Source organism: Mucilaginibacter sp. OK098 (assembly GCF_900142915.1).
Taxonomy (GTDB): domain Bacteria; phylum Bacteroidota; class Bacteroidia; order Sphingobacteriales; family Sphingobacteriaceae; genus Mucilaginibacter.
This window is the reverse complement of record NZ_FRCM01000002.1, coordinates 567,647-590,024: the sequence shown is the minus strand read 5'-3', so window position 1 is coordinate 590,024 and position 22,378 is coordinate 567,647. Positions and strand designations below refer to the sequence as shown.

The window sequence follows — 22,378 nt, the reverse complement described above, 5'->3', positions numbered from 1 at the left end:
ATCGCTTATTCTTTATCTAATTTATCTATCAGTTTTTGAGTTCTTGTTTTCCTGACTTTTTTCACATCATCAGGGTCTTCCGCATCCGGGTCTTTACGTGTTTTTGAAGCAAATATTAAATACATCATAGGTATAATGTAGAGTGTTAACACCAGCGAAAACAATACCCCGCCCATAATAACTATCCCTAATGATACACGGCTTTTTGCACCTGCGCCTAATGCAAAAGCAATTGGTACCGAGCCCAGCACAACAGCTAAGCTGGTCATTAATATTGGTCGTAAACGGGCTGTGGCCGCTTCAACTACAGCCTCGTATTTAGCAAGGCCATGTTCCATTTGCTGGTTGGCAAATTCCACTATCAAAATGCCGTTTTTGGTTACCAGGCCTACAAGCGTTATCATCCCAATCTCGCTGAAAATATTAAGCGTTTGGTTAAATAACCATAACGACAGGAATGCTCCTGCAATAGCCAGCGGAACGGTAAGCATAACAATAAAAGGGTCAATAAAGCTTTCAAATTGCGCTGCAAGTACCAGGTAAATTAATAATAAGGCAAATGCAAATGCAAAAATCAGGCTCGATCCGCTTTCGGCCGCATCACGCGAGGCCCCGCTTAAAGCCGTGCTGTATGTATCGTCAAGTAAACTTTTTGCAATCCTGTTCATCTCCACTATGCCATCGCCAACAGTTCGGCCTGGAGCTAAACCGCACTGGATAGTCGCAGATTTATACCTGTTAAAGTGATATATGGCAGGCGGCGTTGCATCCTCACTAACTTTTACAACGTTATCAAGTTGTACAAGCCCACCTTTTGAATTGCGTACATAAACAGACTTTAAATCGAGCGGCTGGTCGCGGTTTGCCCGGTTAACCTGGGCAATTACCTGGTACTGCTTTCCATTGATCAGGAAGTAGGCCAGGCGTCCGTTACTATAATAGAGTTGCAAAGTTGCAGCAATATCCGCAACCGAAACCCCAAGGTCGCGCGCGCGGTCACGATCTGTGGTAACGCGCAGCTCAGGCTTTGTGAATTTCAGGTCAACGTCTGTACCCTGAAAAACGGGGCTTTTGGAAACTTCGGCAAAAAATTCAGGCAAAACCTTTCTTATCTTCTCAAAATCCTGGTTTTGAATTACAAATTGAATGGGTAAAGATGTTTTTGACCCGCTACCTCCACCGCTAATGGTTTGCTCCTGTACTACCAGTGCACGTGCATCAGAAAAGCGGCTTAGTTTTTTACTTAAATAATCGGCCAATTGTTGCTGTGTACGGTTGCGCTGATCGGGGGCCACCAAACCAACGCGGCCAAACCCTGAGTTTGCTGAACCACCACCGCCACTTCCGGGCGAAACAACTTCAAGGTTTACATTTTGTTCGGGTATTGAGTCAGCAACCAGGTCTGACACTTTATCCATATACCTGGCCATAAATTCATAACTGGCGCCTTCCGAGCCAGTAACTGCATATCTTAACATGCTGCGGTCGTCTAATGGTGCAAGTTCATAAGGGGTAGCAAAATATAAGATCCCGGTTATAACCAACGAAATAGCCAATATGATAAATGATACCCATTTCACCTTCATAAACTTAACCAATGTCTCTTTGTAAGAGTTGGTCATGTTTACAAAGAAAGGCTCGGTCCTTTCATAGAATTTTGATTTTTTTGAGCTCTTACGGATCAGCTTAACATTAAGCATTGGGGTTAATGAAAGCGAAACAAATGCTGAGATCAATACAGCGCCTGCTACTACAACAGCAAACTCCCGGAAAAGCCTGCCTGTAAAGCCCTGCATAAATACAATAGGCAGAAACACTGCAGCCAACGTGATTGAGGTTGAAATTACCGCGAATAATATTTCGGCCGAACCTTCAAACGCCGCTCTTCGCACCGGCATGCCCCCTTCAACTTTTTTGTAAATATTTTCCGTTACCACTATACCATCATCAACTACCAGCCCTGTTGCAAGCACAATAGCCAGCAGCGTTAATATATTTATAGAGAACCCAAAAACGTACATAATAAAGAATGCGCCTATTAATGATACGGGGATATCTATCAGCGGCCTAAAAGCAATGAGCCAGTCGCGGAAGAACAGGTAAATAATAATTACCACCAGTATAAACGAAATAAGTAATGTTTCCTCAACTTCACTTATAGACTTTTTGATAAATACGGTATTGTCTGTTATTACCTTAACCTGTATATCTGGGGGAAGGTCCTTTTTTATCTGGTCAAGTCGTTTGTAGAAGTCTTCGGCTATTTGTACATAATTTGCACCTGGTTGCGGAATAATTGCCAGCCCTATCATCGGTACACCCGATTCCTTTAAAGCTGTTTCCTCATTAGCCGAACCCAATATAGCGTATCCAATATCCCTGAAATGAACCACGCGGTTGCTATCGGCACGGATTATAAGGTCATTAAACTCCTTTTCGGTTGATAATTTACCTACGGCCCTTACCACAACTTCGGTATTGTTACCTTCAATTTTACCGGCAGGCAGCTCAACGTTTTCTGCATTAAGGGCATTGCCTATGTCAGTAGCCGTTAAACCTAAGGCTGAGAGTTTGCCCGGATCAATCCACAACCGCATGGCATACTGGCGCTGTCCAAAAATGTTTATCTGGCTAACACCCGGTATTGTTTGCAAACCTTCCTGCAATACATTTTCTGCATAATCATCAAGCTGATTGATATTTCGGGTATTACTGCTACAGGTAACTGTAAGTATATTATCGGCATTAGCATCAGCCTTTGTAACCACGGGCGGCGCATCAATATCCTGCGGAAGCTGCCTTTGTGCCTGGCTTACTTTATCGCGCACGTCATTTGCAGCGGTTTCAAGGTCGGCATCAAGATTAAATTCAACCGTTATACGGCTTGAGCCTACCGAGCTTGTTGATGATATATTACGGATCCCTGGTACGCCATTTATACTTTTTTCAAGGGGTTCAGTTATCTGCGATTCAATTACATCGGCATTAGCGCCCGAATAACTGGTAGTTACGGTAATAATAGGCGGGTCGACCGAGGGGAAATCACGGATCCCTAAAAACTTATAGCCCATAACTCCGAATACTACAATAACGATAGACATTACCGTAGCCAATACAGGCCTTTTTATACTTATTGATGCTAAACTCATAAATATGGTTTACTTAACAACTTTTAAAATTTTTAATGGAATCTTATTACGGATCTGGATCAGGCCCGAAACAACTAGACTATCACCAGCTTTTAAACCGCTTATTATCTCAATTCTCGTGTCTGTACGTAAATCTGTTTTTACTGTTTTTGATTCAGCAATGCCATTATGATAAATAAATACCTTGTTATCCTTTAAGTCAGGTATTACGCATTGGGTTGGCACCATAATGGTTTTGGGGATCTGATCCAGTTTTAAGTTGATTTTTGCAAACGCCCCGGCTTTTAACAGATTATCCGGGTTGGCAGACCGGGCCCGTACCGTTATGGTGCGCGAGCTCAGATCAATTGCAGGTTCAATTGCGTAAACCACTGCCGAGAAGTTATTCCTTGAGCTTTCAATAGTGAAATTGATCTTGGTGCCGGGCTTTATTAAAGGCAGGTATCTTTCAGGTACTGAAAAGGTAACCTTTGCAGGGTCAATGTTCACCAGTGAAGCAATTGAAGTTGATGGTGAAAGATAACCACCAGGGCTGATATTCCTTAACCCGATTGTGCCCGAAAACGGCGCCCTTATCTCTGTTTTAGCTATCTGGGCTTTTAACACATCACTTTGCGCTTTTAGCGTGTTTAATGAGGTTAATGAAGTGTCATACTCCTGCTGGCTAATAGCTTCTTTTTGTAATAAAATACCATTGCGGTACTCATTTTGTTTAGCAAGCGCCACCTGGTAATCATTCTGTTTTAATGATGCTACAATATCCTGGTTGTAAACCTTAACCAATAACTGTCCTTTTTCTACATGGCTGCCTTCATTAAAAAAAATGCCGGTAATGTTGCCTGCAGTTTCGCTTACCAGGTTTACTTTTTCATTGGCATCAATAGTTCCGGTAACATCAATAGTGTTATCAACAGCGGTATCCTTAACAATCATTATGTTAACAGGTACAGGGCCGGTTTTCTTTTTGGCGCCTTTACCGGCGTTTTGGGCCATGGCCTCTTTGCCTTTTACACTAAAAAACTTATTGTAAATTAAAAAGCCAATAAGCAGCGCCAGCGCTATGTATATAATATACCTTGTTCTCATATCAGGGTAATCTGTTAGGGTTTTGTTTCGTTGTTGGTTTCCGGTGCTGTTAATGGCTTTATATTAGTCCCCATTTTTGTTAGCACGGTGTTAAATATTTTCATTTCCTCGTCAGAGATGTGTTCAGTTATGCTTTTGTTAAGTGTTTCAAAGGCTTCAGTTATCTTAGGCACTGCCTTTTTAGCTTTTTCGGTTACTCTTAAAAGATGCTCGCGCCTGTCGGCGGGGTTAATTTCCCGGTAAACAAAACCCTGTTCGCTCAAAGTATCTATAATGGTTACAATTATCGATTTATCTTTACCCAGCTCACTGGCCAGCGCTTTTTGCGTTAGCTTACCATCATGATGGCATATATATGTTAAAGCATAGTAATACCTGCTTATCCCCAAACTCTCCACTTGTTTTGCCAACAGGCTTAAATAAGCCCTTCCCAGGTTATTTAACTTACGGGATATAGGTTCAATCAATTTCACATCCATCGGGGCCAAAAGTAATTGGTTATAACCCATAATAGTTGTATGTATCAACCATTTTACAACTAAACATACTATACATGCATTAAAAAAAATTATAAATTGCACCTCAAATAATTACACAAATTATTAAGATTTTATACTGTTGATAAATTATTGCCGCTAAAGCCCCTCTAATGAAAACCATTAAGCTGACCGCCTTCCTTTTTGTAATATTATTTTTTATGAATTCATCCCCAACTAATGCAGCAGGCGCTGTTAAAATTTTGTATACCGTTACTTTTCCAGAGGCGCAGGCGCATTATGCTGATATTGAAATGAACATATCAGGCCTGGATCAAAATACTTTAGACCTTAAAATGCCCGTATGGACACCGGGATCATACCTGGTTAGGGAGTTTGCAAAAAATGTAGAATCGTTCAGTGCTGCAGCTAATAATAAAACAATCCCATCACCCAAGATCAATAAAAATACCTGGCATATAAATACAGCCGGCTTATCATCGGTAACCATTAAATACCGCGTGTATTGTTTCGAAATATCGGTGCGTACCAGCTTTGTTGATGCTTCGCATGGTTTTTTATCTACTTCGGGCTTATTTATCTATCCCGATAAAATGCTGAACACACCATCAACCATAAAGATTATTCCTTACAAGGGATGGACAACCGTTTCAACCAGTTTAGATGCCGTAAACGGAGATCAGTTTATCCGCCATTCCCCTAACTTTGATATTTTATTTGATTCGCCAATTGAAGTTGGTACCCAGGATGTATTTGGGTTTGATGCTGCAGGGGTTAAGTATGAAGTTTGTATGGTTGGCGGTGGCAACTATGATAAGGAGCAGCTAAAGAAAGATATGGCCAAAATTGCTGAACAGGAAACGGCTGTTTTTGGCGAAAACCCTAATAAACATTATGTTTTTATAGTGCATAACCGCCAGCGTAACGGCGGTGGCCTGGAACATTTAAGCTCGACTACTTTAGGCGCATCGCGCGATAACTATAGTAACGCAAGCGGCTATCGTAACTTTTTGAGTTTGGTTGCCCATGAACATTTTCACCTTTGGAATGTAAAGCGCCTGCGCCCTATTGTGCTTGGCCCGTTTGATTATGATAATGAAAACTATACTACAGATCTTTGGATTGCCGAAGGGTTTACAGCTTATTACCAGAACCTGATTTTACGTCATGCCCAGATTATGGACCCCGAAACCTATTTAAGTGCAATAACAGGGGAGATTAATATTATTGAAAATCAGCCCGGGGCTAAAATTCAGCCGCTGGCCGAAGCAAGCTTTGATGCATGGATAAAATCATACCGCCCGAACGAGAACTCTTCAAACACCGGCATTTCCTATTACGATAAAGGGGCAGCTGTTGCTATGTTGCTCGACCTGGAGATCATTAATGATACCAAAGGAAAAAACTCGCTTGATGATGTAATGAAATACATGTACGATACTTATTACAAGCAGAAAAAGCGCGGTTACACCGATGAGGAATTTAAACAGGGCCTTGAAAAATTTGCAGGTAAAAACCTGGATGAGTTTTACAAAAATTATGTTTACGGCCTAACGCCGCTTGATTATAATAAATACCTGGCTTATGCAGGCTACAAAGCTACAGACGATGCTGCAAACAGCAATGACCCGAGCCTGGGTATAGCAACTACAGAATCTAATGGCAAAAAGTTTGTTACAGTAGTACAACGCGGCGGTGCCGGTTGGGTTGATGGCATAAACGTTAATGACGAGCTTGTAGCAATAGATGGCACCCCCATTACGGATGTTGCGACTATGTTAAACGGTAAAAAACCGGGTGATCAAATTTCAGTATCTGTTTTACGTGACGGACTGGCAGTTGCCCTGCCTGTTACCCTGCTGAGAAACAATCGTTTTAAATACAAAGTCGATTCATTGCCGGGTGTTACTCCCGGGCAAATGGTAGTCAGGAAGAAATGGCTGGGGTTGGTTGATTGAGGTTGCAAGGGTTGGAGTTGTTGTAAAAGTTGTAAATGGAAAAGGAATCAAACTGTTTCTTTCGGTCTTCCGGACTTTACTGACTTTCGGACTTCTAAATGAAATTTATTTCATTTAAATAAAAACATTCTGTCCGTTTTTAATATTTTATAGTATATCTATGAAATCATTAACTAAAACAACACAATTATGAACTCATTATTATACATTATTGCAGTTATACTTATTATTGGCTGGGCAATTGGATTCTTTTTTACCGCTGTAGGTAGTTTGATCCACGTATTATTAGTTATAGCCGTTATTGCCTTCATTCTTGGAATTACCCGCAGGCCAACAGCCATATAAAATCTTAATCAAAAACACTACAATTGGGAAAAGGTCCGGTTATTTTAACCGGACCTTTTTTGGGTCTGAACCATGGTTCAAAATTTACGCTCCCTTCTTCGCATTCAAACTTTGCATCAGCTGTTCATACAGGTCATCGCCGGTAGCCTTTTTCGGTTTTAGTTTTTTAATAGTGGCGTGTTTGCCTTTTGCTTTTGCATGAATGATCTTTAATAGTTCATCGTTATACTCATCCTTGAATTTTGATACGTCAAACTTTTCAGCGTATTGGTTAATAAGGGCCAGGCCAACATCAAGCTCCTTTTTACTTACCGTTACATCATCTGCAATTTCCAGGTCTTCGGTACTGCGGATCTCCTGCCCAAAGCGAATGCGGGTTATTACCAGCACCTTTTCAACCGGGTGAACAATACAAAGTGACTCGGTATTGCGCAAAACAAAACGTGCCAGTCCGGCTTTTTTCGATTTGATGAGGGCCTGAATCAGCAGGGCATAAGCCTTATTGTTTTTTGTATCCGGCTCGGTGTAATAGGATGTTTCGTAAAACATGGGGTTCACATCTGCAATATCCACAAAGCTTTCAATTTCAATAACCTTGCTTTTTTCCGGAGCGGCAGCTTCAAAATCCTGTTCCTCAACTATAATATAATCGTCATTTATTTTATAGCCCTTTACAATTTTGCCGTAAGGCACCTCTTTATGGGTATGTTCATTTACCCGCTGATAACGGATGCGGGCGTGATCACGGCTGTCCAGCATATCCAGGTCGATACTGCTGCTTTCAATAGCCGAATACAATTTTACAGGGATGCTTACCAGTCCAAAACCAAGTGAGCCTTTCCAGATAGATCTCATAATCAATTGATTTAATGAACTGATATAACCATCGGGATGGTGAAAGGGTTTTATATAAAACAGCTATACTTAAAAAGTAATAAGGTTATGTAAATAAAAAACCAACATTTATTAATGCCTTAACACCAGCTTTACATAGCAACTGTTCCTTTGCGACGAGTAAATTTTTTAAGATAAGATCAGTTTAGTTAGTTAGATCAGCCTGCTAGTAACAGGCTGATTTTTTTCATCCCTATTTCATCTTAAAAGGGTATTTTTGATTGCCCCTATCTATGGTATGAAACTATTAAAATTAGCCTGCATTATCCTGTTATTATTTTTTAGCGCCTGCACTGTGCCGCTGTATGTTGCTGTTCCGGTTGATTATACTGCGAAACTTAACCTCAGGCCCGATTCAACTACTATTGTACTGATCAATCAATTTGATTTAAGCCAGGCAAAGATCACCAATTTGAAAAAACTTAATGTAATTAAGGCAGGCGCTATTGCCGCTATTAATTATGCCGGGCTTGAACTGGGCCAATTGCCTCATGTTAAAGTGATCAACCTGGTTGATTCAGCAGGCCTTGCCTTAAATACCGATTCTGTAAAGCTTACGGCATTAAAATACAAGGCAAATTATGTGCTGGCTTTAAAAAACTTTACTGCAGATATAGGCTTATCTGAAATTGCAAACTATACATCCTACTATAACACCAATACTGCTGTTGATTTTGTTTTATATGAAAGCAACGGTATTTATCACAGGGATTTAAAGGGTACCGCTGTTGATGCGCAGTCTGAACAACCATACTTCGGCTTGCTGCCGACTTTACTGATCCACCCAACTGTAAAGGGAAACAAGCAATCTATTAAAACTTCGGCAGAACATGCCACGGAAAATGCTTTACAGGATTATTTTCCTTATACCATTACCCATAACAGGCCGCTGTATAACGATGCCATTTTTCTGCCTGCTATAAAGGAGATTCAGGCAGGTAACCTGGATAAAGCCGATAGCCTGCTGCAGCCATTTTTACAGGATAAAGTCCCACAGATTGCAAGCAAGGCAGCTTATAACCTGGCAGTAGTGTATGAGTCGGAAGGGGATATTGATGCCGCTATTGACCTGGCTCAGCAATCATCAGACAAATACCGGAATGAATTTGCTACCGCGATTCTTGCAGAGTTAAAGGAGGAGTAAGCATTTTTTCCATGATCACGTAATCTATCCCGTTTTTGGAAAATACATCTTCCGTTTCAACAAATTCGAGCTTTAGGTAAAACCCAATAGCATCTGTGCGGGCATTACACCAAATACGGGTTCCACCATTTTCCTCAGTGTATTTTGTGATGTAAGCTAATAGGCTGCTGCCTATCCCGGCTTTTTGCATAGCAGCATCAACTGCCAGCTTACGAAATTGAAACGAAGTTCCTTTTTGAAATAATGAAACCACACCTGCAAGTTTATTATCTGTAAACGCGCCAAAATGAATGCCATCTACGTCCTCCGGCATCTCCATTTCATGCTTCGTTTTACTGGGATACAAAACATCCCTGCGCAATTGCCAGGTATGTTCGGGCCTTATTTGTTCGATAGAGGTCAAAGGCGAAAGGTTAAGGGTGAAAGGCCTGGATTTGATGGGTATATAAAATGCTTAGTGTTCATTATTTGATAATTTTCTACCTTCTACCTTCTACCTTCTACCTTCTACCTTTCGCCTTTAACCTTTATCCTTTCACCTCTCCTTACAAAGGAATATTCCCATGCTTTTTCCTTGGGTTATTTACTACTTTATTTTCCAGCATTTTAAAGGCGTGGATCAGCTTTAAACGGGTTTCTGCAGGCTCTATTACTTCATCAATAAAGCCACGTTCGGCAGCGCGATAAGGGTTTGCGAAGATGTCTGAATACTGCAATTCCATTTCTTTCCATTTGGCTTCTTTATCTTCTGCGGTGCTGATCTCTCGCTTAAAGATAATTTCTGCAGCGCCTTTGGCGCCCATTACAGCTATCTCTGCAGTAGGCCAGGCAAAGTTCATATCGGCGCCGATGTGTTTGGAGTTCATTACATCATAGGCACCGCCATAGGCTTTACGGGTTATTACGGTAATGCGTGGGACAGTAGCCTCACAGAACGAGTAAAGCAGTTTTGCTCCGTTGGTGATGATGGCGTTCCATTCCTGGTCGGTGCCCGGCAAAAATCCCGGTACATCTTCAAATACCAGCAGCGGGATATTAAAGCTATCGCAAAAACGTACAAACCGGGCACCCTTGGTAGATGAATTGATGTCAAGCACACCTGCTAAAAACGCGGGTTGATTAGCCACTATCCCAATGCTGCGGCCTGCCAGCCGGGCAAACCCCACAACAATATTTTCTGCAAAATCTTTATGTACCTCTAAAAACGATCCCTCGTCAATCACATGGTCAATCACTTCCCTGATATCATAAGGCTGCGAAGCGTTTTCGGGCATAATGGTGTTAAGCTCTGCCCTAAGTTCATTTTTAATCTCGTATGGAAACGATGGCGCTGTATCCTCACAATTTTGCGGCATATAGCTCAGCAGTTTCTTCACATTTTGAATGGCCTCTATCTCATTGGCGCAGGCAAAATGTGTAACGCCGGATTTGGTGGCATGGGTAGTTGCTCCGCCCAGTTCTTCGGAAGTAACCACTTCATGAGTTACCGTTTTTACCACGTTTGGGCCGGTAACAAACATATAGCTGGTATTTTCAACCATCAAAATAAAATCTGTTATAGCAGGGGAGTAAACCGCGCCACCGGCACAGGGCCCAAGGATAGCCGAGATTTGCGGGATCACGCCTGATGCCATGGTATTGCGATAAAATATATCGGCATAGCCCCCTAATGATACTACGCCTTCCTGGATGCGCGCGCCGCCCGAGTCATTCAGCCCAACAAAAGGTGCGCCGTTCTTCATAGCCAGGTCCATTACCTTGCAGATCTTTTCGGCATGAGTTTCTGAAAGTGAGCCGCCAAAAACGGTAAAATCCTGCGAAAAAACGTATACGAGTCTTCCATTCACGGTGCCATAGCCGGTTATTACGCCATCTCCCGGGTACTTTTCCTTTTCCATCCCAAAATCGGTTGAGCGGTGGGATACAAACATGCCTATTTCCTGGAAAGACCCCTCATCCATCAAAAAATGTAAACGCTCACGTGCAGTAAGCTTTCCTTTTTTATGCTGACTCTCAATACGCGCCTTGCCACCACCTAAAAGGGCCTCTTCGCGTTTCTTATTTAATAATTTTATCTTATTATCCACAGTATCGGTTTATTAGTCCGGAAGTCGGAAAGACCGGAAGTCCGAAAGATATAGATTAATCGTATAGAACGAAAGTTGAATTTAAAAAAACTGATTGGAATACCCGTAATTCAGCCAATAAATAATCGGCGAAATCGAAAAAATCATAACAAATCAGCGGCTTATAATCAGTATTTTCGTTCCTGATGGCAACTTACCATATTATATCCATTCTCATATTTCTAACGGCAGTTTTTGCCTATGTGAATGACCGCTGGATAAAGTGGCCACCAACTATAGGGATTATGGTAATTGCATTGCTGTCATCAATCCTGCTCGCCATTTTGGGTAATTTAATTCCGGAGATCTCATCAAAAGCATTGCTGCTGGTTTCAAATATTAATTTTGAGCAGGTACTGATGAAAATAATGCTAAGCTTCCTGCTATTTGCCGGGGCTTTACATATTGATGCCAACCGGCTTAAAAAGGAATTTTGGCCTGTAATGCTAATGGCTACTGCGGGCACATTTATCTCCACCTTTTTAGTAAGCGTAATGGCTTATTACCTGTTTGTGCTTTTTGGTTTACAAATACCCTACATTTATTGCCTGCTGTTTGGTGCGCTTATTTCCCCCACCGATCCTATTGCCGTTATGGGTATTTTAAAACAAGCCGGCATCCCCAAAACGCTGGAAATGAAAATAGCAGGCGAATCGCTTTTTAATGATGGGGTAGGCGTAGTTGTGTTCCTGACGATATTTGAAGTAGCGGTAAATGGTACGGACAAATTTTCAATTGGCGACACTGCTATTTTGTTTTTAAAAGAAGCCGGAGGAGGAATTTTATTTGGGGCGATATTGGGGTACCTTGCACACCTCCTGATAAAATCAATTGATAATTACCGGGTTGAGGTTTTAATAACTTTAACGGTTGTTATGTGCGGCTATTCTATGGCCGATCATTTCCATTTATCCGGTCCGCTGGCCATTATTATAGCGGGCATAATAATGGGTACAAAAGGAAAGACAGAAGGTTTATCGGAAATCTCCCGTGATTACCTTGGCAAATTCTGGGACCTTACGGATGAGATCTTTAATGCAATACTTTTTCTGCTGATAGGCCTTGAAATGCTGATCATAAAGGTTAATCCAACTGTTTTGCTACTTGGGGGGATAATGATAGTGGTAGTATTGCTGGCACGTTTAATCTGCGTAGCATTTCCGGTTATGTTTTTAAGGATCTGGATAAAGTTTGAAAAAAACGCGATACTGATGTTAACCTGGGGTGGCCTGAGAGGCGGGCTATCTGTAGCCATGGCGCTATCTATTCCCGAAGCTATGCACAGGGACGAGTTTGTTTTGATCACCTATATAATTGTAGTTTTCTCCATAATAGTTCAGGGACTTACCATTGGGCCGTTGGCAAAAAAGTCTGAGGCTTGAATCAATTATTCTTAGGCTCTTTTCAAATAATCATTGGAATTATTGCAATCAAAAATAAATCAATGGTCAAAACTATTATTCATCTCATTGCTTTTATAATGGTAACACTTATCATTATGAACCCATACCAGCAAAAGTGGATAGAAGTTTTGACAAATGCCCGCGTCCCGAATTGGAAAATTGAAGTGCAGGGTGACGATATTTATATCGAGATGCCGCATGTTACCGATCTGAAATTAATTCATGATAACCTGCCTGAAACCCTTGGGCTAATGTCGTTGGATATTCATGAACCCAAAAAGCGCCTCAAATTTATATTACACAATGGCTATGAGAATTTTGACTACACTTTGAACCCCAACGAGAAAGATTTGGATGGTGAGTAGGGAGGAAGTCCGAAAGTCGGAAAGTCAGTAAAGTCCGGAAGATAAAAATTTGTGTAATTACAACTTAGCACGCGTTGATAATACTACTACGCTGATGCCCATCACTGCTATAAATGCAAATGAGGCCCTTAAGGTAGCTAGTCCTGCTATAAACCCTATAACCGGTGGGCCAACCAAAAAGCCTATAAAGCCAATGGTTGAAACAGCTGCCAGCGCAACCCCTGCCGACATGGTTTTTGATCTCCCTGCTGCGCTGTAAACCATAGGCACTACTGATGACACGCCTGCTCCAACCAACAGGAAGCCTGCCATCGCGGTATAGAAATATGGGAATATAATGGCCACCAATAAACCTGATGCCGTTAACGAACCGCTTACCTGCAGGGTGCGTTTTAAGCCGAAACGGTGTGCAAACCAGTCGGCAATAAACCTGCCGCCGGCCATGGTAAGCATAAATGCGGTAAAGCCTGCGCCCTGTAAAGCAATAGGAGCGGCCACCACTTTTTTAAAATAGATAACGCTCCAGTCGAACATAGCCCCTTCACAGATCATAGAACAAAAGGCAATGCTGCCCAATGTTAGTAACGGAACCATCAATCTTAATTTTTCGCGGAGAGAAACTGAAGCCGCTTCTTTATTTTTAAGTGCACCGGCATCATTATGCAAATACCTGGAGGCTATCGCAACACCAATGGCCAGAATAACGAGCACTAAAATAAAGTGATGAAAAGGATCAATCCTGTTGGCTATCATCACGGTGCCTATCCCGGCCCCGGTAAACCCCGCCAGGCTCCATAAACCATGGAACGATGCCATAATTGGCTTGTCATACATCCCTTCCGCAGCAACGGCCTGTGTATTAACAGCAATATTAACCGCATTGCTTGAAAACCCAAAGCAAACCAGGCAAATGATCAGTTGAAATGTGTTTTGAGCAAGGCCAAGGCTTATCAGACAAATGCCATAAACCAATATAGCGCCGAGCAATAATTTTTTGCTTCCTATTTTAGTGATGATCCAACCTGAAAATGGCAATGATAGCATTAAACCAACCGGAAGCGAGAAAAGTACCGCACCCAGGGCTGCATCCGTTAAACCCATGGTTTGTTGAATTGTTGCTATCCGCGAAGCCCAGCTTGAAAAACACAAACCGGCCATAAAGAATAAAACGCCTACCGCAATGCGGAGCGTTTTCCTGGTAACGGATGGTTTTATTGCGGTAATTGTATCTGTCATTGCAATATGTTAGTGTATTATTTACACTTTGTATTTTAACGCAAATGTAACTGATTTTCAGTAAAGTTGGAAGGGTAGTTTTAATCTTTACTAATAGATTAGATATCAATGTAGTTATAGCTTTATAAAACTACTTGTTAATATTAAATGATCCCAGGCAATGCTTAAAAACTTTTGTATTGTCATTTTGATCAACCATATCTACGCTAAATGTGCCCTGAATGTTATGAGCAGTAAGTACGGTAACCTTTATTCGCCCTATTGTTGACTGGTCATTGCCGTAAGTACCGGCGCTAAGATTGAAAATCTCAAAGGTACCCGTTGTACAGTTATCGAATGAAATAGTAGCCAGGTCAGTAAGGCTGGCGCCGCTGGCAAGCAGGGATGTTGTACCTGTGGGCGAAGAAATTGCCAACGCTTCCGGCGAACCTGGTTGAAAGCTGCCAAATGAAGCAGTTTGTGTATATGTATAAGTATTACTGCCTATTTGTATTTTTATATTATTGGCGCCTGCTATTGCCAGTCCATTGCCATCATTAACATCTGTTCCAGTTCCAGTACCTGTACCCGTTCCCGTTCCAGTTCCAGTGCCTGTACCTGTACCTGTTCCTGTTCCTGTTCCTGTTCCGGTACCCGTTCCAGTTCCAGTGCCTGTACCCGTTCCAGTTCCAGTGCCTGTTCCAGTTCCAGTGCCTGTACCCGTTCCAGTTCCAGTGGCGATGTTGCCTGTACCGGAAGGATAAACCGGTGCATCCAGCTTACAACCAGTTAAACCTGCAATTATAAATAGGGAAGTAAAAACTTTATAGTATAGTTTTCTCATTGTGCCGTTTTTGTGATACGATTTACAAGCATAAATATAAATTATTTATCTGCCGGTTAAATGCATGTGAATAAATAATTTATAGGATAAGTTATCCACAGCGCATACGTAATTCGTCTGTGTTAAGTTACAAAAGTGGAGCTAATTTTTTTGATTCCTGCAAATTAGCCACAGTCACCATCGGGACTGCATGATTCGCCCTCAATAATTTCTAATTTGGGTTTTGAATTTTCTATCTGCCACTCGCCAAATGCTTTCTGCAGCGTTTGCTCAAATACAGGGACGGCCTGCGCACCTGATACTGCGTATTTATTATTCAATACAAAAAATGGTACGCCCTGTATGCCAAGATACTGTGCGGTATCAATGTCATGTTTAACATCATCGGCATAAGCGTCACTCTCCAAAACCTGTTTTATTTCGGTAGCATCAAGGCCTATTTGCTTACCTAATGCAATCAATGTTTCGTTGTCGTCAATGTTTTTGCTATCGGTAAAATAAGCTTTAAATAATTGCTCTTCCGCTTCAACGCCTAAACCATGCTTTTTAGCAAGGTGACTAAACCTGTGTGCCTTAAAGCTATTGGCAACAACTGCTTTATCAAGGTTATAGGTTAAACCGGCTTCGGCAGCCATTTGGGTTACGTGAGCGTTCATCTGTTGGGCATGGTCAATTGTCCAGCCCTTTTTATCAGCAAGGTATTGATCAATATTAGTAGTTGGATCTGTTTCCAGGTCGGGATTTAGCTGAAAGCTTTTCCACTCTATTTCAATTTTGTCTTTGTGCTCAAAATGTTGCAAAGCATCTTCAAACCTGCGTTTGCCTATATAACAAAAAGGGCACATTACATCGCTCCATATTTCAACTTTCATATCTTTGACTTTAATTAAGCAAAGTTAAATCCATATATTAACATCACCGTAAGAGGAAAGTAAAACTTTATCATCATTAACGTCAACTATGAGATCAACCATTAAATATTTTTATACAGCTATTCTATTCGTTTTTAGTTTGAATTTCAGCGGTATCGCGCAGCAAAAGAACATAACTAGTGGTAGCAATTTATACAGTGCCGGCTATGCCTCAGCATTTATTGGCGGTTTGTACGATGCCTGGTACCCATACAAAAGTCTGCACCAGCATGGTGATTTTGGCCTGGGCGCACCAGCCTTGCTTGATGGGGAGCTGATTATGCTGAATGGCAAATTTTACAAAACACAATATACGGGTAAAACAATCCCGGTAAGCGATGCCGATAAAACGCCTTATGCCGTGGTGTGCTTTTTTCATGCCGCCAAAGTTTATAAGCCGGGAAAAGGATTGAACAAGGCCACGCTCTTTAAATACCTTGATAGTGTGCTTACCAATCAAAACGGGATCTACGCCATCCATATTAACGGCAATTTTAAATATGTAAAAACAAGGGCATTTCCGCCGGTGCAGCAGAAACCATATTTGCCGCTTGCCGCTATGCTTGACAGGCAACACTTTTTTGAGTTTAACACCATAAAAGGCGACCTGGTAGGTTATAAATTACCCGTATTTATGGAAGGCCCGCATATCAGCGGCTATCATTTTCATTTTTTATCTGTGGATAAAACTTCCGGTGGGCATATAATTGATTTATTGACGGATGATATAACTATTGAAGTTGATATCCTCGACAGCTATACCATGCAACTACCGCAAACACCTGATTTTAATAGTTTTGACTTTAAAAAAGACCGTAAGGAGGAAATTAAAAGCGTAGAGAACGGGAAGAAGCAGTAAAGAAGTCTCTTTTCAAATACCGTCGAGACAAGCGTTCCAGCGTTCCATTTTTTTACGCGGAACACCCGGAACGCTATGAAACATGTTGATTATAAGAGTATTATACTTTTGTCGGTGGGCGAATAATTATAAAAAGCGTTCCATTTTTGCACATGGAACGCCTGGGACGCTGTGAAACATGCTGATTATAAGAGCATTACACTTTTGTCGGTGGGCGAATAATTGTAAAAAGCGTTCCATTTTTGCACATGGAACACCCGGAACGCTGTAAAACATGCTGATTATAAGAGTATTACACTTTTATCGGTGGGTGAATAATAGTAAAAAGCGTTCCATTTTTGCACATGGAACACCCGGAACGCTGTGAAACATGCTGATTATAAGAGTGTTTCACTTTTGTAGGTGGATAAATAATTGTAAAACGCTGATAATCAAATGTTATACTACTAACCCTTATATCGAATGTTAAATTAATTGGCAGAAAGAACGTAAACACGCACCTTTGAATTGACGGTACATGAGGATTACGTTGCGAGCGCTAAAACTTTGCAAAGTTAATCCGCATTTTTTACCATATTTGCCTGCCCCGCATTTATAATCAACCACTTATCCCTAAATTAATGCCTAAATACCTTTTGGTTTTTATTTTTTGCTGGATGAATATTGCATTCGGCCAAAGCAATTCAAATTCAGTTACCTCAGTTTTTCATGGTGGCGCAGCGCATACCGGTGTTTATCCTGCTGAAAGTTATAACACAATTGGAAGCTTAAAATGGAAATTCAAATCACAGGGTAAAATATTTTCATCCCCGGCTATCTCAAACAGTATAGTCTACATTGGCAGTGCCGACCATAATCTTTATGCCATTGATGTAAAAACAGGCAAGCAGATCTGGAAATTTACGACAGGTGGGGCGGTTCATTCCTCACCCGCAGTAAATGGCAACACTGTATGCTTTGGCAGCTTTGATGGCTATTATTATGCGCTTAATGCTAAAACAGGAACTTTAATATGGAAATTTAAAACCGTTGGCGAGAAACTTGTTGGTGCTAAAAGCTTATGGACGATGAAACCGCATGATCAGTATATGAATGATCTGTATGATTTTTTTCTCTCGTCGCCAGTATTTAATAACGATAATACAACTGTATATTTCGGCAGCAGCGATGGTAATATGTATGCATTAAACGCGGCTACCGGTAAACTAAAATGGACTTTTAAAACAAAAGGACTTATCCATACCACACCGTCTTTGTATAGCGGTAAGCTGTATTTTGGCAGCTGGGATACCTATTTTTATGCACTTGATGCAAACACCGGCCGACAGCTTTGGAAGTTTAAAACAGGTGACCAGCCTGTTGTGCATTTACTGGAAGGCATCCAGGGCTCAGCCGCTTGCAGTAATGGTATGGTTTACTTTGGGGCAAGGGATAGTTATTTATATGCGCTTAATGCTAACACCGGTAAAATGGTTTGGAAATATAGCGCCAATGGTTCATGGATTCTAACAACACCTGCCATACAAAATGGCGTAGTTTATACTTCAACATCTGATACTTATATTTTTGCAGCTTTAGATGCCAAAACAGGGAAACGGAAATTTAACTATAAAGGTAATGGCTATCTTTATTCCTCACCTGCAATAGCCGGAAGTACGGCTTACTTTGGTGATTTTACGGGGAAGCTTTCGGCTATCAACCTTAAAACAGGTAAGCCAAACGGTTATTTTACTACAGACGGAAGGAATAAGAATGCTGCAAAACTATTAAAGAAAGACACCCTTGATTACGGCTACATTTCAACAGGACAGGATAACGAGCTTTATTCCACCTCAGTAAAAGTTATGGATCAATTGTATACGCTTGGACCAATAGTTTCATCCCCGGTTATCAGCAATGGCATAATTTATTTTGGCAGTGCCGATGGGTATTTGTATGCATTGGGGTTAAAGTAACGCTGTATCAAAAGTGAAATTTTAAGATGCCGAGCAATAGGAAATTTTGGGCAATAAAAAACTCTGTGCTGCTCTGTGTTTTCTTCGCGTACTTTGCGGTTAATTTTTACCGCAGTGATCACAAAGAAGACAGGGAGATCACAGAGACCAAATATTATTTTGAGTGTTTTTTAGATTTAAATCTTTTGATATAGCCTCTTTATGCTTTTGCCACAGCAAGCGCATCGGTAAAAGCTGCTACTAACGATTGATTATCCGTTTTAAGCAGCGTTTCATTTATTTGCAGCTTGATAATGCCGTCGTGGTTAGCGTTTCTTACCATCACCTTGTGTTTTTCATACAATGCCTGGCGGAACTTTTTAATATCGGTACCTGCCGCTAACTTAAAGTCAAAAATATTTGAGCCGTTTTTTATAGGGTTAATGCTGATGCCGGGCAATTTGTTCAGCTTTTCAAAAAGATCAGTTGCCTGCGCTGCGGTTTTCTTAAGGCGGTCTTCCAGTCCGTCAAGGTGATACAGTGCCATTGCAGCCTTGCTCCAGTTACTATAAATAGTGCCACCGTGGATCTTTATCAAATGTTCCATTTTATCAATCACCGCCTTATCGCCACAAAGTATTGCGCCTCCATCAGCACCGAGGTATTTATAGAGGGAGATATAAACCGTATCGAAATTTGAAGCGTATTCGGCAATAGAAACACCACTAATCATTGCGGCCAGGTAAATTCGCGCGCCATCCATGTGAAGCTTGTAGCCATTACTGCGACAAAAGGCCGAGATCTTCCTGATCTCTTCTATCGGCACCTGCTGGCCATCACAACGCCGTACCGGATTTTCAATAGCTACCGCGCCAATGCCGCTTTTAAAAACCTCGCCATCGTTAACATAGTTGATACCTGCTTTAAGGTCTTCCAGCGTGAAATAGGCTGCGCCCGGGGCCAATGGCATCAATCTTTTACTGAAAACAGATTGTGCTGCATCGGCCTCGTCGCGGTAAATGTGACTTGTATCCTGCACAAATATCTTGGTGTTTTCGCCGCTTAGCACCGATATGGCCAGTTGATTGGCCATGGTACCGGTAGGCATATATGTAGCAGCCTCTTTACCGGTAATTTCTGCAAATCGTTTGGTAAGCCTTGCAAGCGCTCCGCCTTGTCCATATACGTCAGCTTTAATGGGGTCTTTTTGGTTGATCTCCTGCAACTTTGCTACATAATCAGCCGGGGCATAGTGCACTCCGTCATCAGTAAAAGAAATGTAAGTGTTTGTGGGGACATCATTTTTTACCGTAGCTGAATGCGCATTTGAAGCAAGAGGTGGCAACAAAGCGGGGAGTAGTGAAAGGCCTGAAAGTTTCAGGAAGTTCCTTCTTTTTATTTCTTTCATTTTTGGTGATTTTTTCGGTTATAGTTGTTCTAAGGTAGTATTTATTTCATAAAAAAAGAGCCTGCCAGCGGCAAGCTCTTTCAATAATTTCTGTTTTGGCAGGGCATCTCATAAAGGTTCCTGCGCTGGATAGATCTATTTAAAATCGTCAGCAGTTACGCCCGTATTTATTTTTACATCTGTAACGGTCATCTCAAAAGTTTGATCCTGACCACCGGCAGACTGAGTGATAGTTTGTTTGTACGGGAACATTACATTACCAACTTTGCGGTAATCGGCAAAATCAACCGTAGCATTTACGCTTACATTGTTAGTTACCGTAGTGCTTTCGTTTTTCACCAGCAGTTTGCTTTTAACATCATAATATTCGGTTGATGTTTTGCCGGTTGGGTCGGTAACGCTAACCTGGTAAGCATCAGCACCGTTTATTTTCTGGATACCTTTTACTGCCAGCTTAAATGCCGGATTGCTTAAGTAATCAAGCTGCTCAGTTAATGAGGTAAACACTTTCTTTTGAGAAACTTCATCAACTGTCATATCTTTTTTGTTACCCATTTGTTGCTGGTAGCCTTTCTCGCCATCAAATGCTTCTTTCATAACCGTGTTGCCACCCATGCTAACAGACATGGTTTCTTTGTTTGGCGCCATTTTCTTTTGCAATACACTTAACTTCATGCCCTGCATGCTCATGTCCATGGTAGTAACGCATGAGGTTACTTTTTTCAATTCATCGGCCCCGCCAACGGCGTTAATATAAGCTTTAATTATATCAGCGGCCTTTACATCAGGCACTGCGGCAGTTTGCGCGCCTTCTGTTACTGGGTTAGCATATTTATCATATAACTTAACAGGATAGCCGCTTTTCTTAAGCCCGTCAAGCATCTGGGCAGCTCCGCCAACTACCACTACACGGGTATTATCGTAATTGAAATATTTTTGGGCCACACGCAAAATATCATCAGCGGTTACCGCATTTACTTTTTGCAGGTAAGTTTTGTAAAAATCTGCGGGTAAATCGTTAATGAGGATATTGCTGGCAAATGTTGCCATGCGTGCCGGATCTTCCAAACCAAGGGCAAACGAGCCATTGTATAATGCTTTGGCTGTACTCAGTTCTTCGTCCGATACCTTTTCAGTACGGATGCGTTTTATCTCGCTTAAAAATACGGTAACGGCACTGTCAACTTTGGCGTTCCTTACGGCGCCTGAAGCATCAAATGTTTCCTGGTACCTTCCAGAAGCTAGTTGCGAATAAGCGCCGTAAGTAAACTTATACTTTTCGCGTAGGCTCATAAACAAGCGACTGTCTGCACCGCCGCCTAAAATGTAGCTGGCCAGTATAGCCGGGAAATAGTCAGGGTTATTTTTCTTGAGATCAACCAGGTTAATCACGTTGATCTCTGATTGTACGGCGCTTGGCACATCAATCACGTCAATTTCAGTTTTGGCCGGGTTAGCTACTTCTGTTAGCTTAGGTAAAGTAAGCGTTACACCTTTCCAGTTGCCCAATACTTCGGTAGCCAAAGCTTTAGCTTCAGCAGGCTTAATATCGCCAATAATGGTTAAATATCCCCTTGACGGTGTAATGTACTTGCTGTAAGCCTCTTTAACATCCTGCAGGGTAAGTGCCTGGATGCCTTCTTCGGTTTCAAATTCGCCGTTAGGGTGTGTTTTGCCATAAGCAAGTGCATTATCAACCCTGCCAGCAATGGCTTTTGCACTTTTTGCATTTGATTTTAAGCCGGTAATTGTCTGGCTTTTTAATTTATCGAAAGATTCCTGTGTAAATGCAGGTTCTTTTAGGGCGATGCCCATAAGGGTAAATGCATCTTTAAAATAACGGGTTAATGCAGATGCAGATCCGCCTGCAGAGCTTAGGCCCACATCTGCGCCCAGCTTTTCAACCGACTCATCAAATACTGCTTTAGGCATTGTTTTGGTGCCTTCGTTCAGCATCTGGCCCATCAGGCTCATCACACCTGCCTTGCTGCCTTCAGTTATCGGGCCGGCATCAATCAAATAACTGGCTGATACCTTTGGCAAACTATGATTTTCAACAACCAAAAGCGTAATGCCGTTTGGCAATATGTATTTTACCGGATCTTTAATAGTTAAAACGGGCGCCGGGCCTGGTTTAGGTTGTTTGGTACGGTCAATTGGTGTTTGTGCCTGCGCATATTGCATTAATAATACTCCGGCAGCTATCATTATATATTTCTTCATGATCTTTTTCGTGCTAT

Annotated in this window: 18 protein-coding genes; 7 read left to right on the top strand and 11 right to left on the bottom strand. The window is 41.6% G+C overall.

What is annotated here, in order from left to right; all coding sequences use genetic code 11:
• Nucleotides 1–5: 5 nt before the first annotated feature.
• From BUE31_RS09685 to BUE31_RS09675, 3 genes are read right to left on the bottom strand one after another with little or no spacing between them, the layout of a single operon-like run.
• Nucleotides 6–3,149, bottom strand: coding sequence for an efflux RND transporter permease subunit (locus BUE31_RS09685; RefSeq protein WP_073402797.1), 3,144 nt, complete (start codon nucleotides 3,147–3,149; stop codon nucleotides 6–8).
• A 9-nt stretch (nucleotides 3,150–3,158) separates the two neighbouring features.
• A complete protein-coding gene (locus BUE31_RS09680; protein ID WP_073402795.1) occupies nucleotides 3,159–4,235 on the bottom strand; it encodes an efflux RND transporter periplasmic adaptor subunit in 1,077 nt (358 codons plus the stop codon).
• A 14-nt stretch (nucleotides 4,236–4,249) separates the two neighbouring features.
• Complete coding sequence (locus BUE31_RS09675; RefSeq protein WP_234997784.1) at nucleotides 4,250–4,762, bottom strand: MarR family winged helix-turn-helix transcriptional regulator; 513 nt, start codon at nucleotides 4,760–4,762, stop codon at nucleotides 4,250–4,252.
• Nucleotides 4,763–4,884: 122 nt separating this feature from the next.
• Here BUE31_RS09675 and BUE31_RS09670 point away from each other — a divergent pair, with 122 nt between their 5' ends.
• The gene (locus BUE31_RS09670) at nucleotides 4,885–6,690 is read left to right on the top strand and encodes a M61 family metallopeptidase (RefSeq protein ID WP_073402791.1); all 1,806 of its coding nucleotides are present in this window, start codon (nucleotides 4,885–4,887) and stop codon (nucleotides 6,688–6,690) included.
• 189 nt (nucleotides 6,691–6,879) lie between these two features.
• On the top strand, nucleotides 6,880–7,035 hold the full coding sequence (locus BUE31_RS30680; protein ID WP_143167075.1) for a lmo0937 family membrane protein: 156 nt from the start codon (nucleotides 6,880–6,882) through the stop codon (nucleotides 7,033–7,035).
• 84 nt (nucleotides 7,036–7,119) lie between these two features.
• Here the strand turns inward: BUE31_RS30680 and BUE31_RS09665 are convergent, their stop codons facing one another.
• Nucleotides 7,120–7,890: a non-homologous end joining protein Ku gene (locus tag BUE31_RS09665; RefSeq protein ID WP_073402789.1), complete on the bottom strand. Its 771-nt coding sequence runs from the start codon at nucleotides 7,888–7,890 to the stop codon at nucleotides 7,120–7,122.
• A 277-nt stretch (nucleotides 7,891–8,167) separates the two neighbouring features.
• Between BUE31_RS09665 and BUE31_RS09660 the strand changes: the two genes are divergently transcribed.
• Entirely contained in the window at nucleotides 8,168–9,073 is a 906-nt protein-coding gene (locus BUE31_RS09660; RefSeq protein ID WP_073402787.1) for a DUF6340 family protein, read from the top strand.
• On the opposite strand, the gene BUE31_RS09655 is transcribed toward BUE31_RS09660, so the two are convergent.
• On the bottom strand, nucleotides 9,039–9,476 hold the full coding sequence (locus BUE31_RS09655) for a GNAT family N-acetyltransferase (RefSeq protein ID WP_073402786.1): 438 nt from the start codon (nucleotides 9,474–9,476) through the stop codon (nucleotides 9,039–9,041). The two genes, BUE31_RS09660 and BUE31_RS09655, sit on opposite strands and share 35 nt — an antisense overlap.
• A gap of 142 nt (nucleotides 9,477–9,618) precedes the next feature.
• Nucleotides 9,619–11,160 (bottom strand): acyl-CoA carboxylase subunit beta, encoded by a 1,542-nt coding sequence (locus BUE31_RS09650; RefSeq protein WP_073402784.1) that lies wholly within the window; start codon nucleotides 11,158–11,160, stop codon nucleotides 9,619–9,621.
• A gap of 185 nt (nucleotides 11,161–11,345) precedes the next feature.
• Between BUE31_RS09650 and BUE31_RS09645 the strand changes: the two genes are divergently transcribed.
• Nucleotides 11,346–12,581 (top strand): cation:proton antiporter, encoded by a 1,236-nt coding sequence (locus BUE31_RS09645; protein ID WP_073402782.1) that lies wholly within the window; start codon nucleotides 11,346–11,348, stop codon nucleotides 12,579–12,581.
• 62 nt (nucleotides 12,582–12,643) lie between these two features.
• The gene (locus tag BUE31_RS09640; protein WP_234997783.1) at nucleotides 12,644–12,967 is read left to right on the top strand and encodes a hypothetical protein; all 324 of its coding nucleotides are present in this window, start codon (nucleotides 12,644–12,646) and stop codon (nucleotides 12,965–12,967) included.
• A 57-nt stretch (nucleotides 12,968–13,024) separates the two neighbouring features.
• Here the strand turns inward: BUE31_RS09640 and BUE31_RS09635 are convergent, their stop codons facing one another.
• From BUE31_RS09635 to BUE31_RS09625, 3 genes are all read right to left on the bottom strand, one after another.
• Entirely contained in the window at nucleotides 13,025–14,203 is a 1,179-nt protein-coding gene (locus BUE31_RS09635; RefSeq protein ID WP_073402778.1) for an MFS transporter, read from the bottom strand.
• A gap of 130 nt (nucleotides 14,204–14,333) precedes the next feature.
• Nucleotides 14,334–15,026, bottom strand: a complete 693-nt coding sequence (locus tag BUE31_RS30675) for a hypothetical protein (protein WP_143167073.1) — start codon at nucleotides 15,024–15,026, stop codon at nucleotides 14,334–14,336.
• A 164-nt stretch (nucleotides 15,027–15,190) separates the two neighbouring features.
• Complete coding sequence (locus BUE31_RS09625) at nucleotides 15,191–15,898, bottom strand: DsbA family oxidoreductase (RefSeq protein ID WP_073402776.1); 708 nt, start codon at nucleotides 15,896–15,898, stop codon at nucleotides 15,191–15,193.
• 88 nt (nucleotides 15,899–15,986) lie between these two features.
• On the opposite strand from BUE31_RS09625, the gene budA reads away from it, so the two are divergent.
• Nucleotides 15,987–16,796 (top strand): acetolactate decarboxylase, encoded by an 810-nt coding sequence (gene budA / locus BUE31_RS09620; RefSeq protein WP_073402774.1) that lies wholly within the window; start codon nucleotides 15,987–15,989, stop codon nucleotides 16,794–16,796.
• Between the two features lie 620 nt (nucleotides 16,797–17,416).
• Entirely contained in the window at nucleotides 17,417–18,751 is a 1,335-nt protein-coding gene (locus BUE31_RS09615; protein WP_083619592.1) for an outer membrane protein assembly factor BamB family protein, read from the top strand.
• Between the two features lie 199 nt (nucleotides 18,752–18,950).
• On the opposite strand, the gene BUE31_RS09610 is transcribed toward BUE31_RS09615, so the two are convergent.
• On the bottom strand, nucleotides 18,951–20,138 hold the full coding sequence (locus BUE31_RS09610; RefSeq protein ID WP_073402772.1) for a threonine aldolase family protein: 1,188 nt from the start codon (nucleotides 20,136–20,138) through the stop codon (nucleotides 18,951–18,953).
• 135 nt (nucleotides 20,139–20,273) lie between these two features.
• Nucleotides 20,274–22,361 carry a M16 family metallopeptidase gene (locus BUE31_RS09605; RefSeq protein WP_073402770.1) on the bottom strand — a complete coding sequence of 696 codons (2,088 nt, stop codon included), beginning with the start codon at nucleotides 22,359–22,361 and terminating at the stop codon, nucleotides 20,274–20,276.
• Nucleotides 22,362–22,378: the final 17 nt, after the last annotated feature.

Excerpts from the sequence above, each read along its gene's own strand:
- BUE31_RS09685 (WP_073402797.1), bottom strand. The coding sequence starts at position 3,149 with ATGAGTTTAGCATCAATAAGTATAAAAAGGCCTGTATTGGCTACGGTA.
- BUE31_RS09680 (WP_073402795.1), bottom strand. The coding sequence starts at position 4,235 with ATGAGAACAAGGTATATTATATACATAGCGCTGGCGCTGCTTATTGGC.
- BUE31_RS09670 (WP_073402791.1), top strand. The coding sequence starts at position 4,885 with ATGAAAACCATTAAGCTGACCGCCTTCCTTTTTGTAATATTATTTTTT.
- BUE31_RS30680 (WP_143167075.1), top strand. The coding sequence starts at position 6,880 with ATGAACTCATTATTATACATTATTGCAGTTATACTTATTATTGGCTGG.
- BUE31_RS09665 (WP_073402789.1), bottom strand. The coding sequence starts at position 7,890 with ATGAGATCTATCTGGAAAGGCTCACTTGGTTTTGGACTGGTAAGCATC.
- BUE31_RS09660 (WP_073402787.1), top strand. The coding sequence starts at position 8,168 with ATGAAACTATTAAAATTAGCCTGCATTATCCTGTTATTATTTTTTAGC.
- BUE31_RS09645 (WP_073402782.1), top strand. The coding sequence starts at position 11,346 with ATGGCAACTTACCATATTATATCCATTCTCATATTTCTAACGGCAGTT.
- BUE31_RS09640 (WP_234997783.1), top strand. The coding sequence starts at position 12,644 with ATGGTCAAAACTATTATTCATCTCATTGCTTTTATAATGGTAACACTT.
- BUE31_RS09635 (WP_073402778.1), bottom strand. The coding sequence starts at position 14,203 with ATGACAGATACAATTACCGCAATAAAACCATCCGTTACCAGGAAAACG.
- BUE31_RS30675 (WP_143167073.1), bottom strand. The coding sequence starts at position 15,026 with ATGAGAAAACTATACTATAAAGTTTTTACTTCCCTATTTATAATTGCA.
- BUE31_RS09625 (WP_073402776.1), bottom strand. The coding sequence starts at position 15,898 with ATGAAAGTTGAAATATGGAGCGATGTAATGTGCCCTTTTTGTTATATA.
- budA (WP_073402774.1), top strand. The coding sequence starts at position 15,987 with ATGAGATCAACCATTAAATATTTTTATACAGCTATTCTATTCGTTTTT.
- BUE31_RS09615 (WP_083619592.1), top strand. The coding sequence starts at position 17,417 with ATGCCTAAATACCTTTTGGTTTTTATTTTTTGCTGGATGAATATTGCA.
- BUE31_RS09610 (WP_073402772.1), bottom strand. The coding sequence starts at position 20,138 with ATGAAAGAAATAAAAAGAAGGAACTTCCTGAAACTTTCAGGCCTTTCA.
- BUE31_RS09605 (WP_073402770.1), bottom strand. The coding sequence starts at position 22,361 with ATGAAGAAATATATAATGATAGCTGCCGGAGTATTATTAATGCAATAT.